The 13,976-nt window shown below is 65.2% G+C and carries 10 protein-coding genes and 2 pseudogenes; 9 read left to right on the top strand and 3 right to left on the bottom strand.

The window, feature by feature from the left end:
• Window positions 1–5: 5 nt before the first annotated feature.
• Window positions 6–488 carry a hypothetical protein gene (locus DPM12_RS19780; RefSeq protein ID WP_123788534.1) on the bottom strand — a complete coding sequence of 161 codons (483 nt, stop codon included), beginning with the start codon at window positions 486–488 and terminating at the stop codon, window positions 6–8.
• Window positions 489–598: 110 nt separating this feature from the next.
• On the opposite strand from DPM12_RS19780, the gene DPM12_RS19785 reads away from it, so the two are divergent.
• The 7 genes and pseudogenes from DPM12_RS19785 to DPM12_RS19815 all read left to right on the top strand — a co-directional run.
• Window positions 599–2,728 carry a hypothetical protein gene (locus tag DPM12_RS19785; RefSeq protein WP_112260087.1) on the top strand — a complete coding sequence of 710 codons (2,130 nt, stop codon included), beginning with the start codon at window positions 599–601 and terminating at the stop codon, window positions 2,726–2,728.
• Complete coding sequence (locus DPM12_RS19790) at window positions 2,725–4,218, top strand: hypothetical protein (protein ID WP_112260088.1); 1,494 nt, start codon at window positions 2,725–2,727, stop codon at window positions 4,216–4,218. Before DPM12_RS19785 ends, DPM12_RS19790 begins: the two co-directional genes overlap by 4 nt.
• On the top strand, window positions 4,218–4,856 hold the full coding sequence (locus DPM12_RS19795) for a hypothetical protein (protein ID WP_112260089.1): 639 nt from the start codon (window positions 4,218–4,220) through the stop codon (window positions 4,854–4,856). The genes DPM12_RS19790 and DPM12_RS19795 overlap by 1 nt, the downstream gene beginning before the upstream one ends.
• On the top strand, window positions 4,853–6,505 hold the full coding sequence (locus DPM12_RS19800; protein ID WP_112260090.1) for a hypothetical protein: 1,653 nt from the start codon (window positions 4,853–4,855) through the stop codon (window positions 6,503–6,505). Before DPM12_RS19795 ends, DPM12_RS19800 begins: the two co-directional genes overlap by 4 nt.
• Window positions 6,495–7,931 (top strand): RAMP superfamily CRISPR-associated protein, encoded by a 1,437-nt coding sequence (locus DPM12_RS19805; protein WP_158542969.1) that lies wholly within the window; start codon window positions 6,495–6,497, stop codon window positions 7,929–7,931. Before DPM12_RS19800 ends, DPM12_RS19805 begins: the two co-directional genes overlap by 11 nt.
• Window positions 7,928–8,542, top strand: coding sequence for a hypothetical protein (locus tag DPM12_RS19810; RefSeq protein WP_112260092.1), 615 nt, complete (start codon window positions 7,928–7,930; stop codon window positions 8,540–8,542). Before DPM12_RS19805 ends, DPM12_RS19810 begins: the two co-directional genes overlap by 4 nt.
• Window positions 8,539–10,416, top strand: a pseudogene (locus DPM12_RS19815) (TIGR03986 family type III CRISPR-associated RAMP protein); the annotation flags it as partial. The gene DPM12_RS19810 and the pseudogene DPM12_RS19815, both read left to right, overlap by 4 nt.
• A gap of 58 nt (window positions 10,417–10,474) precedes the next feature.
• Here the strand turns inward: DPM12_RS19815 and DPM12_RS23990 are convergent.
• Both DPM12_RS23990 and DPM12_RS19820 read right to left on the bottom strand, forming a co-directional pair.
• On the bottom strand, window positions 10,475–11,284 hold the full coding sequence (locus DPM12_RS23990; RefSeq protein ID WP_245951326.1) for a hypothetical protein: 810 nt from the start codon (window positions 11,282–11,284) through the stop codon (window positions 10,475–10,477).
• 609 nt (window positions 11,285–11,893) lie between these two features.
• Window positions 11,894–12,496, bottom strand: coding sequence for a helix-turn-helix domain-containing protein (locus DPM12_RS19820; protein WP_112260094.1), 603 nt, complete (start codon window positions 12,494–12,496; stop codon window positions 11,894–11,896).
• A gap of 54 nt (window positions 12,497–12,550) precedes the next feature.
• Here DPM12_RS19820 and DPM12_RS19825 point away from each other — a divergent pair, with 54 nt between their 5' ends.
• Window positions 12,551–13,555, top strand: coding sequence for an NAD(P)/FAD-dependent oxidoreductase (locus DPM12_RS19825; protein WP_112260095.1), 1,005 nt, complete (start codon window positions 12,551–12,553; stop codon window positions 13,553–13,555).
• Window positions 13,556–13,563: 8 nt separating this feature from the next.
• A pseudogene (locus DPM12_RS24380) lies at window positions 13,564–13,734 on the top strand (sulfatase); the annotation flags it as partial.
• Window positions 13,735–13,976: the final 242 nt, after the last annotated feature.

Genomic DNA, 13,976 nt, shown 5'->3' on the forward strand with positions numbered 1-13,976 from the left:
GATTCTCACCTGCCTGTCGTCGGGCCGATGCTGCCGAACGCCGTTCCATCCCCGGCGTCGGCGGATGTGGGCGTCATCGTGTCAGCCACCCCGGACACAACGTCGTCGCCCAGATGAAGGGAATAAAACTCTCCCGGAACGTGGGCGTATCGTGCAAGAGCACGGCAGCCGATCACGCGTCCCGTGGAATCGCGGACGTGACCGTACGGGAAGACGAGGTCGTTCCTATCGATGGCTGTGCGGGCCACCAGCTCGGACACGACGAGCAACTGCGACGGCCCAGGTGGGGGTAGGTCCACCACGTGTGTGCGCGGAGGCAGGACGTAGACCGGTACCGGAACACCGGCGACATCCGTACGCCGTGCCGGTCGCCCCGGTACCGCCCGTGCGGCCGTCGTGTCAATGGGTAACTGCCCCTTGATCTCGCCGCCCCGATCTACGAAGGTAATCGGATGCGGCGTCAGGTTTCGTAGCTCGTGTCCATCCACGCCCATTCCATTACGGATGAGCGCATCGGACCGGCAGCGACCTGATGGGACGTAAAGCCACGGGTGGGCAACATATGTGGCTGTGGTGAACGAGGGGAAGGAGCGTTCGCGTGCTGATCGCGACCGTTGGGGGCAACGCGGTTCCTGTCTGGCTTGCGTTGAAGGAACGTCGGCCGGACCGGTGTGTGCTCGTACACACGGCTGAATCCGAGCGGGTGGCCGAGCGAATCCGGAAACAGACCGAGGGGATCGACGTCACGTGCTGTCGGGTAGGGGAGCTACCCACGTTTGACGAGTTCGACCACGCGCTCAGTGAGTACGTGGGCGCGAGCGAACCTGTCGACGGCGTCGACATCACCGGCGGAACGAAGCTCATGGCCGTCCTCGCCGCCGAATGGGCAGAACGGCGAGGCGTCAGCATGCATGACTTCAGCTACGTTGCCGGCCCGCGCCTACTCCGGGACTTCGCCCGGGGAAGCACCGTGATCAAGACGGACCTCAGCACGGACGACTTCTTGAACCTCCAGCGTGACAACGAAGTCTCCTCGGTGGGGGTGCCGCCGGAGGTGCGCCCTGGTGGCGGTGCCCACGCTGAGGCGAGAGCGTTCTTTCAGCGAAAGCTCAACGACACATCGCTGCCTCCGCCGTCATCGTTGCGACTCCCCTCGGCGGGCGGGACAGACTGGAACGAGCTGTTCTCCGAGAAAAGAGGTCACTACCGGTGGATGGAACTGGCCACTCAACTGGCGGCTGAGCTGGATCCTAAGCTGAGCCACGTCCGTGGCAACGTCACGGTGAAGTCGCCGGAGGGAAAGAGCGATCTCGAGGTCGACGTCGTTGCCGTGCGTGACAACCAGTTGATCCTGTTCTCTGTCACCACGAATCCGCTCTTGAGCGGTGGCTCTAAGAGCTTCCTGTCCGCGAAGGCCACGGAAAAGCTCACCGAAGCGGCCGTTCGTGCACGCCACCTCGGAGGTGAGTTCGCCCGCGCCGTACTGGTGACACCAGACGAGGCGCGTAGCGTCAAATGTGCGCGCGAACTGCTGTCGCAGCTACTCCCGGGCGATGACCCGGTTGTTCTGTTGGGCGCCACGGAGATCGCATCGGCACTCGACGGTCAGACCTCGCTGTCGACCAGCATGGACCGCTTAAAGGTCACCGGAGGGCGTCCGTCGGCGACGACGCGTATACGCCCGGCGGGGCCCGCGGAGCGTGATCTCGTGCTCGCGGTGGGGGAGAATCCCATCCCGGTCGCCGAAGCTATTCGCACGCGCAAGGCGCGCGAGGTCACACTCGTCTACTCCGCTGCCACGGAATCCCACGCGGTACAGGTCGGGGACCTGGTGAGCCGTGGAAATGTGGCCGTCGACGGGATCAGACTGGCTGATCCTCATGATCCTGAACAGGTCCACCGAGACCTCCACGACTCCGGGGTGGTTCCCGCGGCGGTCGATCTGACCGGGGGGACAAAACCGATGGTCGTGCAACTGAGCCGGTGGGCCCGAAGCCACGGCGACGGCATAACCCGAACCTACATACCAGCTCGGCACGGAATGCAGCGCGATGTGGACTCCAGGGATGAGAGAAAGCTGAACACCCCAGGCGTTTCTGAGGTGATTACTGCCAGCCGGGTGCTGACCAGACCGCCAGGATCTAGTGAGGCGTTTGGTGATGACATCGCTGTGCTGACGAATGTTGCTCGTATATGGGAACCGAGCCAGACCAATGCGCCGAGCGCGCCGGGGCCGTCGCCTGCGAACATGCGTCCCCGCCGGACGTGCGAGTGGGTGACGGCGGGTGCGGACGTGAGCCAACTCTGGCGCCTCTTCCTTGAACCGGACGGCGATCCCAAGGCACGCAGCCGAGATTTCCGCCTGCTCGTCCTGGAGGCTCAGGGCTGGCATTTACTCGTCGGCGATGTGGTGCAGCACGCGCTGAAGCGGAAGCGCACGGCAATAGACAAGCCAGATCAAGCTGCTCGAGACGTCATCCGAGAGACGCTCTTCGCGCTGGACGTGGTCGCCGCCGCGGCATTGGGCAGCGCTGCCGTTCCCGTGGTCATCGCGCCCGAAGACGTGATCGGGGATTCTCCCCACTATGAGTGCCGCCGCGAACTCGTGCGCAAGCTGCGTGATGACTGGGATTCTCCCCGCTCGCTGCACGTGGTATCGCCGACCGAGATCGAGAACGCGGCGTCTCGCGATGAACTGAAGGCGATCCTCCTGGAGGAGGCCCTGTGACCGTGTATTCCGTGGTCGACCTGACCGGCATTCAAGATTTCGTCTACGGATCCAACCGGCTCAAGGATGTCGTCGCGGCATCGACACTCGTCGCTACCGTCTTGGACGATGACGATCGCATACATCGTGCAGATGCCATGGTTCAGGCGCTTGGCCGCTCAGGTGGCGCCTATATCTCGTCTGCCGGCGGAAACGGGATCGTCAGCCACGACACGCTTGCCGACGCCCAGCTATGGGCGAGCCATCTCAGTCGCGCCCTGTATGAGCAGGCGCCGGGCCTGGGGGCGGTGATTGGTCACAGTGACGACACCGATGATTTCGTGTCGGCGCTCAGCCAGGCCTTCGACCGCGCCGACGCGCACAAACGCCACGGCATCGGACACTCGCCGCTACCGCGATATCCAGGAGTCGCTATCTGCGGCCAGACCGGCGAGGCTGCGGTAGCTCGACAGGGAAAGAACGCGCAGGACGTGTCGTTCTTGCACGGCAGCAGCAACGAGAACGATGAACCGATCGGGCGGACCATCCAACGCCTGGATGATCACAACCTCCGGCCGGGGGCCAGCCACGAGACCGCGGTATCCGGACTCCAGGGAGAAGAACCGGAGATCATCGATGACCTGGGCCGAACCATCGGTGAACAGAGCGACATCGCGATCGTGCACATCGACGGCAACGGGATCGGCGCGCGAATCAGAAAGTGGCTGGATGAGCCGCCCGACCGTGACCACGTGGTGGACGACTACCAGTTCGCTGCGCTGCAACTGGCCGAGCTCAGTCAGACGATGCGGGATGCGGTAATCAATTGCGTAGGCTCGGCGGTCGGCCCACTGGAAGATCATGGTGATGTCATCGGCCTGCGAGCGACCCCCGAGGCCGCAGATTTTCCGTTACGCCCTGACCGCCGTGAGCGCCCTGACACGGTCTTTCTGCCGGTGCGCATCCTTCTGTGCGCCGGAGATGATCTGACGTTTGTGTGCGATGCGCGTGTTGCCCACGCGTTGACGCTGGCCGCGCTCCGAGCCGCCGAACAACACCAGGAGGATTCCGGTAACCGGCCATTTGGTGATGATGAGCCGGTGCGGGTCGCTGCCGGCATTTCGATCCACCGGGCTCACCATCCAATCCGGCTACTCACCGATGACGCGGAGCATCGAACCCGCCGGGCCAAGGAAACGGGTGTGATGGTCTCGTGGTCGCTCTGGGGCGACGGGGGCGAAGGTGAAAACGGCGAGCGGCTCTTCGGTCAGTGTCAGCTCGCATCCATTCTCGATGAGGTCGTCCGCATACAGCGAATGGGCCGGCGGGGACCATGGCGCCGATACCGAGAACAGAGACGTGACGATGTCGAGGCGTATCTAGCCCACGTCAACCGGATCTCTCGGGATCCGGAGGAGCATATTGGCTCAGAAGATCGCAACATTGGCATCCCTGCCAATGAGATCGCCGATCTCGCTGTCATGCCGGCGTGTGCGAGGGGTGACGTGTGATGGCGCTTCCTTCGACATTGGTGATCCGTACGGTGACGGAGACCTTGCCCGGCGCGGTTCGCGCCGAGCCGGACGTGGACCTCAGCTGTGAGCTGGATGAGGATAACTTGCCGGTCTTGAACGGCTCGCGTGTACGGGCCCGGCTACGGGACGCGGTCCTAACCAGGCTGAACTTTTTCGACGAGGAAGATCAGCGGCGAGCGCACGAGATCTTCCCACCCGAGCATTCGTGGGGTGAACCCGTCGTTACCGGGTTCACCGCGCGCTTGCGGGAGCCGGAACGTAGCACCCTACTCGCCGCGATGCGTCGCGAGCCGCAGCCTCAAAGGCTTGGTGTTGACCAGCTGCTGCAGATGTTGACCGTCGTCCGGTATCGCACGGCGAACGACCAAACCGGCGCACCGCAGCATGGAACCCTGCGTTCAGAACGCCGCTTACGGCCAGGCGTTGAGTTTCACGCGCGGCTGCGGTGGAACACGTCGTCGACCGAGGAACACGCCGCTGTCCTGGCGTCGGCGGCGCTGGGCATGCGTCAGATCGGACGGGGTGGGAGCGGGCAGGTGACTGCTTACCTCGACGACCGGGAACAGACCGTTGCCCGGGCTCGTACGATCTGGGAGAGGAGCCACACCGCGTGACGACGCTGTACTACCCGTTCACGCTGCGGCTACGGGAGCCTTTGACCCTCACCCGCTTCGACGGTGTCACACCGGCCATTGCCACGACTCATGTGATCGACGGTCAGGCGCTCAGGGGAGCAACGAGCGCCGCCATCATGCGGGCCGTTCCGGAACAGCACAGGCAGCACCTCATCCAGGAGTTGATTCTCTCGCGGCGCGTGTCCTATCTACCCGCGTATCCCGCCTATCTGGGTGATGAGCGGGCACTGCCCGCGCCGCGAAACTGGCGCTGCCCCAAGAAACCGGACACGGCCCAGGGCGGCTCCGAGGAGTGTGTCTACGACCAGGCATCGCCCGAGGACATGGCCGGTCCCCCTCCGGAGCTCACGGTTAAACCGCTGACGGGGCCCATTGGCCGATCGGCTGGCCGGATCTATCCGGTCACGGTGGCCACGACGACGACGCACCGGAACCTCACCGACCGCCGCTCCGGCGGTGCGGGTCGTGTCGTCAAAAACGAACGCGGTACGTCGATCCCGACCGGCTCGGTGTGGAGTCAGGAAGCCATCAAAGCGGGAGAGACCTTCAGCGGTCTGATCGCCTTCACCGGCGACGAACACAGCATTGCAGAGCTGGCTGAGATGCTGCGCAGAACCTGGAACGACGGCGGACTGCGCCTTGGCCGAGCCGGCAATTCCGGGTTCGGTGGCTGGCCGGAGGTGTCTTGGGGTGATCCCCGGCCTCGGGAGATAGACGACGACCCCATGCCGATGTCCGACGGCGAGCGCCGGATGCTGACACTGACCTCGCCTGCGGTGGTCCGGCATCCGAGGTCCGGTTCCCCCGGTCCGGAGAACCTGGCCGCGGCGGTCGAAACGTTGACCGACGGTGCGCTACATGTCGACGACAGCTACGTGGACGGTCTGACTCTCAGCGGGATGAACCGTCACTGGGCCGCCACAACCCCGACGGTGCGCGCGGCCACCGCCGGCTCCACTGTGATCGTCAAAGCCACGCGCGACATCGGCGTCGACGAGCTCCTGGCGTGGGAACAGGCTGGTCTAGGTGAACGGCGCCGAGACGGCTGCGGGCGTTTTGTCTTCCTCGAGCCGTTGGAGGGCCCGGTACCGATCGACACTGTGCCGGATTGGGCCACGGAGTTCTCGGCACCATCGACGGCCCCTGCCGACGACAGCTTCGTGTGGCGCGGTCAACGCAGTGCGCTTGACACCGTGATCCGGCAGCAGGCCGTACGAGCAGCACGTAAGGTGGCCGAACACGTCGATGGGTCGTTGCCGTCGCCGAGCGTTCTAGGCCGGGCCCGCAGCCAATACGCCGCAGGTGAGATCGCCAGATCCTCCGGCGACGAGGACGAGCTTGCGAAATGCGTCCTGCCTGGTAACGAGTGGTGTGTCCGACAACTCGTGATGCGTCCGAGTGACTCGGTCTCCCTCGATGAGCTGCAGGGATCCGGACTGACGCGGGACATCTTCCCCGCCGGATGGGACCAGGGATGGGTTGACGCCGAGCGGGTCCAGCGGGCGGCCGAGGAAGCCGCGCCCGAGTGGTGGCGCGTTTTCGTCGCGGCTCTGTTGAAGAAGCTGCATTTCCGTGCGCAACGGCAATCCGATGGTGAGGCCGAGGGGAGTTCTGATCGTGACAGCTGAACGACGGCTGGCCGGACAGGGCGGTACACGGCGCGTTCACTCCGTCTGGCGAATGTGTGCCGACGCTACCGTCGTCACCCCCTTGCACTCCGGTTCCGGGCAGATTGATCACTTGCCGAGTGAGGAACGCCCGGACATGACGTTGACCCTGGATGCGGACGGATCCCCGTGCATCCTTGGCTCCACGCTGCGCGGCCTGCTTCGCCACCATCTGGCCGCCCGGTTGTGCGGGTATCGTTCGGACGACTCCACGGCCGAACGCGAGACCAGTCGACTGTTCGGCAGCGCTCGGGACGATGGTCACCACGGCCGGATCGAGGTGCGGGACGCGACCGTCAAGGCGGACTCCATACAGGTGGCGATCCGAAACCGGCTCGATCCCGGCCACGGCGTTGTGGATGCGAATGCCCTGTTCGACATGGAGCTGATACCAGCAGGGAGCACATTTCCCATCGAGGTCACGATCACGGTCGAGGATGGCGCCGACGAGTTGGAACTGCTGTCGCAGGCGTGCGCCGCACTAGCCGGGTTTGACGACGTCAACGGTATCCGCGTCGGCATGGCGACGAACCGTGGTTACGGCAAGATCCGTACGTCAGGATGGCGGGCGTATAGGTGGGCATTCGCTGACGGCGAGTGGTTTGACCACGACAGCCGGGACCCGGAGGCGGAGTTTCTCGATGAGGAACTCACGCCCTACGCCACGGCGCACGATGCGGTGGATGCGGCACTGAAACTGGCTGGGATGCGTGGCGCTATGGACGTTCCCGACCATCGCGTGTTCGCCGCGCTCCGCGTACCTATCCGGGTGCCTGGTGGGTGGAATGAGCTGGACTGGATCGAGCGCCAGTCGGGGCCGGTTCCGGAGCGCGACCCAGTCACCCGCACCGGGACATCGATCGCCGGGGCCGTGCGTGCGGAGATTCGCCGAGCGTTACGTGCGATTCTTCCGAGTGACGACGCCGATTCGCGGTTCGCCGACATCTTCGGTGGTGACGCCGGCAGCGATCGTCCCCCGGAACCGTCGCGGTGCCGAGTGGAGATGGCGAAGGTCGTCAGCGATGGCCTCGAACGTCGTCCACGGGTAGCGCTGAACCCGCACAGCCGAGAGGTCCGTCACCTGTTCCACGACGTCGTGCTCGCTGACGGCAAGGCCGAATTGACGTTCGTCGTGGAAGGTGGCAAGGGCGGCGATGTCTCGGCCGAGGATTTGGCTGTGCTTGCCCTGATCATCAAAGCCCTTTATGCCGGGCGGGTGGCATTCGGCGGCCATAGTTCGGTCGGATACGGCAGGGCTGAACTCGACGGAACGGCGTCGCTCCGACTTCCCGATGGTGAGACTCTCAGTTTGACGCCGGATGATGAGGAGCCACGCGTCGACGGTTGGCTCGAGGCCCTCGTGAGTAGGCAGCAGGAGGTGGCATGACTGTCGCGCAAGCGATGCCCGCCGGTGTCGACCTGACCGAACGCGACCACGCTGCGGCTGCCGCGCTCCTGGCATGGGTTCTGGAGGATGGCCCTGCGCCGGAGTGGTCCGGTGACCCTCACTGGGCGATGATCGTTGGTGATGATGGCGTTCTGTGGGCCCGGCGGGATATCGATGACATGTCGTGGCAGCGGCCGACGTTCGGCGTCCGGCGCGACCATGTGCCACGTATCACCGAAGAGACTGTCTGGGAGGCACGCGTCTGGGGACCGGACATCGAACATCACGTCTGGGGTGACGGCCAGCTGGCCGGGCGGACTGCAGTCCCGAAGGCCTGCGACGATGACCTGCTGAAGCCCACCGAGGATGTGCACGTCCTGCTAGACGGCACCCCTCAGACCGATGCCTCCGCGCCATTCGCACGGTGTGTTCAACCGGGCGGGCTGACAGCGGTGCTGCCGGTCGTCGACGGTTACACGGGACGGAATACCGCCATCACCATGCGTACGCATTATGCCCGCGACGAGGAGTCAGGCATGGTTGTCGCCGCATTGCATGTCTTTACCGATCTAGTCGCCGTGCCGGAGCGAAAGGGGACGACCCCGGTATGAGCAACGAGAAAGACACGTCGACAGGTACCAGAACGGCGCCGTATCGGTTCATCCCGCTCGACGACCACGTCGAACCCATCGAGGATGGGGAGACTCAACCCTGGCGCCGGCACGATGAGTACCTCCCTGGACATCTGCATGGCCGTATTGCGGTGACCTTCCGTACGTTGACACCGCTGTTTGTCGGCTCGGCCACGGACAAACCGGAGAACGCGTCCCGGTCAAATACGGATGACACCTGCGACGTCGACAAGAATGCCAGGACCGGCACCGAAGCCGGAACCGCGAACTCTGACCAGCCTCAGATGTCGGCCCATCGGCCGGACGGTCGCCCCATCATTCCGGGATCGTCGTGGCGGGGCGCGATTCGCGCGGTCCACCAGATCTTGACGGCATCTGCCATGCGTGGCGTGCGGGAGGATTGTCGCGACGGCAGGGTCATTGTCGAGCCGAAACGCGAGTCGGCACAGCACTATCGCCAGCGCATGACCGATGGGAAAGGCAAGGACGCCAAGCCTCGTGCACGTGGCGGCATTCTCAAGCAGAAAGGAGACCGTTGGGTCGTCCAGCCGGGCAAGATCCACCGTATTATGTGGCCGACGCTGGCCGGCGCCCTGGGCATGGAGGATCGTGGTGAAAAAGAAGCTCCTGATCCCGCGGAGCTACGTGACCGCTGCGCGAAGCCAGAGCTCCTGGATGCCCTGTGGTATGCCCGTGTCGAGCCCGACCTTGACCGTCGGTCCCGCTCGGTGATCAAGGAGCTGATCCGGCCCGTCGACGACGGCGACAGGCCAGACGGAGATCAGGTCATCGAGGTGCGCCTGGCCCTTGTGGGCACGTCTCCGAGCACCGAGAACAAGAGGAAGACCACCCAAAGGCTGGGCTACGCGGTTCAACCGCGTGGTTCACGCGAGATTGAGGTGACAAACCGGGTCGAGCAGGTGAACGAGCAGCTCGACCGGATCGCCGACTCGGCCTTCTACGAGAGGAATTATGGCAGCGGCGTGCATTTACGTGACGGCGAGGTCGTTTTCTACACGGAGAAGGGCGACCAGGTGGTCACGCTCGGGCGTACGCCTTACCACCGAATCCCGCATACGGTGACGCCGTGGGAGCTGTTGTCGCCGGAGCACAGGGAAACCGTTCTGGACCGTACTCGTGCGATCTTCGGCACGGTCGACACCAAGGACGACAACAAGGGGTTCCTGGGGCCCATTGCATCCAGGCTGCGATTCACGGATCTGGTCTCCTCGTGGGATCCCGATGTGCTCCAGTCTCCGTGGGAGACGCCGAAGAAGGTTGCCCTATTGCAGCCGCACGATACCCATGGTGAACATTATCTCGCTGCGGGTAGCTACTTCGGCCCCCCGGAACAGGCCGAACTCGCCGGCTACAAGATCTACCCTCATCAGTGCAAACTGGCCTGGGATGACGGTACCAACGACACTTCGCGAGATGAGGACGCAGCCCACCTGTCCTACATCCAACCGGTGAAGAAAGGACTCCGGTTCAGCGGATATCTGGAGTTCTGGAATCTAACCCAGAAGGAGCTGGATCTGCTGCTGCTCGCGCTGACCCTGGATCAACCAGAGATCGGCGACAACGGCGAGGGCCGATCGGATGCCGAGGATCGGGCCACAGGCCCCGACGGTGGTCCGGTGCGCGCCCACAAGTTCGGTGGTGCCCAATCCCTGGGTCTGGGGTCTGTCGCACTCGACGAGTGTCGCGTGGAGTTCTTCGATCCGGGCCAGTTCTATCGAGGCTGGCAAGCTACACCCTTCGTGCCTGCGCCGGGTTATGTACGAGAGCATGTCGAAGCCGCGCGCGAGTGCCTGGGGGCCGAGTGTAAGGCGGTTCGGAGTGAGCGACTCCGGAATGTTAGACAGGCCTTCTCCTGGGCGAAGCGTCCGTTCGATGACGACGCACTGAAAGTCATGCCGCCGGATTCAAACGGTTGGACGTCCGAGGAGCGGTTGCCGCGGTTTGGTTCGGATCAGGCGAAGGAGGCGCGCGGTCAGCCCCCGTCGCGGCGGGACGACGGTGGCGGGAACCGCCGTCGTAGCGGTCGGCAACGATGAGCATGAGCGCCTCGACGAGTACGGAACGCTCGTCGGCCTCGGGCTGGGGTTTCCGACCCGGCCGATGACCATCGTGGCTACTGCCGTGTCCGATATCGAACCGCGCGAGAGCCGGATGTGCCTGCACCGCGTCTGAGACGGCGGGCAGAGACCCGGCAGACAGCAGCCCACAGATAATGCGAGCGGGTGACCCTTCGGTGCCAGCCTCGCAGATCGCTTGCGCGATGCGGCTGGTGGTGTCGGCTAATGTCTGCCGACGCTCCAACTCGTGGCTGAGCTGTTCGGCGAGGTACTGCGGCAGCAGTGTTGGCGCTCCGCTGGTATCGGCGGGTTCTTTGGCGTGCAGGTCCCACGTTGTGCCGGTGAGTTTCTGCGAGTGCTCGATTAAGAACGAGTAGTGGTCCGGCAGGCTTGTCCGGAGCCGGTCGAGAATCTTCTCGAGCCGTTCACTGATCACGTGGATGGTCGGCTCGATCGGTAGCGATGTGGCAGTTCGCCGCCGTTGGCGCCGGGGCCGTGCGGTCAGGCGCTCGACGATGTGCGCCGACGACACCGGGTGCTGCTGGTCGGCTGAGAGAAAGTCCTGAGCGATGTCGACCCGGTCGTAGTACAGGGCGAGCACGAACTCGCCCAGAATAGTCCGGTCGATGCTGTCGTCGACCACCCCGGACAGCTTCCGGCTGGTCTTGCAGTAGTGCTGTGGCTTGGTCGTAAATGGTGAACCAGGCGGTGTGAGTTTGCGAACCTCGTCGATCCACTGTTGCCGGAGGTTCTGCTTCAAGTGGATCACAGGCTGCGCCGTGGGCTCAGGATTGCGTGCTACCTGTGGGGCCAGTGCGGCGAGACTATGGTGTCGCTGCTTAAGTCGCGTGCCCCGTCGCTTTGTGGCGGCGACAGCGCCAGAACAGCAGACCTGGCCAAGCATGGTGGCCAACGCCAGCGCAGGTTCTGCATGTATGCGGTACCGGCACGTGAACACGTCACCTGCGTGTTCACGCTGGGTGCACCAGGACCGGCAGCCCACCGCGTCCTCAAACCATGCCGTCCACGTTGCCCGCGGCAACACGTGGAACAGGCAGTCTCGATTGTGATCGTCGTACGGATAACCAACAGACATTCCGCCGAAGCGGAGATCCCTAGAATCTCATGTTTCTGCTGGCTGGTAAAGACCGGAGTGGGTGTAGACGGCAAGGAGGGTCGAGCATGAGGAGCAGCATGATGCCGACATAGCACCGCATGGCCTGTGCATGAGGGACTGAGCGGAGCCGGGAACTCACGCGGGATCGTCGGCGGACGTACGTCTGGCCGGCCGGGCCCGCAGGTGGGCACGTTCACCCTGGCTGCCGAACAGGCTGAGGAACTCCACGGCGTCGTCGTCGGCAGAGCCGAACCAGTGGGGGACGCGGGTGTCGAACTCGGCCGCCTCGCCGGGGGAGAGCACCAGGTCGTGCTCGCCGAGGACGAGCCGCAGCCTCCCGTTCAGCACGTAGAGCCATTCGTAGCCCTCGTGGGTTTGCGGATCGGGTTCGCGGCGGCGCTTCGTGGCCGGGATGACGAGCTTGTAGGCCTGGATGCCGCCGGCGCGGCGGGTCAGCGGGAGCATCGTCATGCCATGCCGGGTGACCGGGCGCAGGTGGATGCGAGGGTCGCCGGTGGGAGGGGCGTCGACGAGATCGTCGAGCGTGACGCCGTGGGCACGCGCCAGTGGCAGCAGCTGTTCGAGGGTGGGCCGGCGTGCTCCGGACTCCAGCCGGGAGAGCGTGCTTACCGAGATGCCGGTCTGCTGGGAGAGGTCCGTCAGCGTGGTTTCGCGTTGCTGTCGCAGTGCGCGCAGGCGCGGCCCGACGCCGGAGAGCGTGTGGTCGAGGTCGTCCATGTCTCGAGTTTGCCAGATTGGCAACATAATTTGCCGTCTCCGCTTGCCGCGCGCATGGTTGGCGTGGAGGTGGTCAACGTGAACGACCGGTTGAACGTGAAGGACGGATTGAATGAGACCTATGACGTGGTGGTCGCTGGCGGCGGCGCCGCGGGACTGAACGCGGCGCTGATGCTGGCACGTGCACGACGCTCAGTGGTGGTGATCGACGCGGGCGCGCCCCGCAATGCCCCGGCGTCGGGCGTGCACGGGCTGCTGGCCCGAGATGGAATGCCGCCCGGCGAGCTGCTGGAACGCGGCCGGTCGGAGGTGCGGCACTACGGCGGTCACCTGATATCCGCTGAGATCGGCCAGGTGGGCCGCGACGACGGCGGGTTCACCGTGACGCTGGGCGACGGGCGGTCGACTCGCGGCCGGCGGCTGCTGGTGGCCACCGGGCTGGTGGACGAGCTGCCCGACGTCGCGGGCGTGCGCGAGCGGTGGGGCCGCGACGTCCTGCACTGCCCGTACTGCCACGGCTGGGAGGTCCGGGACCAAGCCATCGGCGTGCTGGCCGGCGGGCCGATGTCGGTGCACCAGGCGCTGCTGTTCCGCCAGCTCAGCGACGACGTCACCTTCTTCACCCACACCACGATGCTCACTGCCGAGGACGCCGAGAAGCTGGCCGCGCGCGACATCGCCGTGGTGACCGAGGAGGTCGCTTCCCTGGAGATCGCCGACGATCAGCTTGCCGGCGTGCAGCTCGTCGACGGGACCGTGGTCAAGCGCACCGCCGTGGTGGTGGCGCCACGGATGGTGGTGCGTGCGGACTTCCTCGCTCCGCTCGGGCTACGTCCGGTGGAACATCCCTCGGGGGCGGGCACACATATTCCTGCCGAGGCCGCGGGCCGTACGGACGTTCCCGGTGTCTGGGTCGCGGGCAACGTCACCGATCCGGTTGCCCAGGTCGGCTCCGCAGCGGCAGCGGGTGCGGCGGCAGCGGCGCAGATCAACGCTGACCTCGTGACTGAGGAGACTCGCCAGGCGGTCGACGCCAGGCGCGCACAGCCCTCGAATTAGACCGGCCGCTGGGTGACACCGTCGCCACCGACGCGGCGGTGCGCGAGTACGCCCTGTTCGGAGCCTTCGGCGGGCACGTCAATGTCACCGACGGGCGCCACGTGTACATGCGTGGACCTGTGCGCGCGGACAACACGCCGCTGGTCGAGCACACCCTGATGCCGAGCCACATGCGCGCGCCAGCTGGCCGGCCAGGCCGCCGCCGCGCGCGAGCCGGCGCCGGGACCCGAGCGATATCCCCACACCCCGGTGAGCGTCCACCTGCCGCTGCGCGTTCTGGTCCAGCATCGGGAGGCGGTGGAGATCCTGCGCAGGCACGCGCCGCAGGTGGTCGATGGATCGCCTCCGACCTCGCGACCCTCCCGCTGATCATGAACACTAGTCGACCTATGGGCAGGTTCAATCGGTGCTTGCAATGAGC

It is taken from the genome of Phytoactinopolyspora halophila (assembly GCF_003287285.1).
Taxonomy (GTDB): Bacteria; Actinomycetota; Actinomycetes; order Jiangellales; family Jiangellaceae; genus Phytoactinopolyspora_A; species Phytoactinopolyspora_A halophila.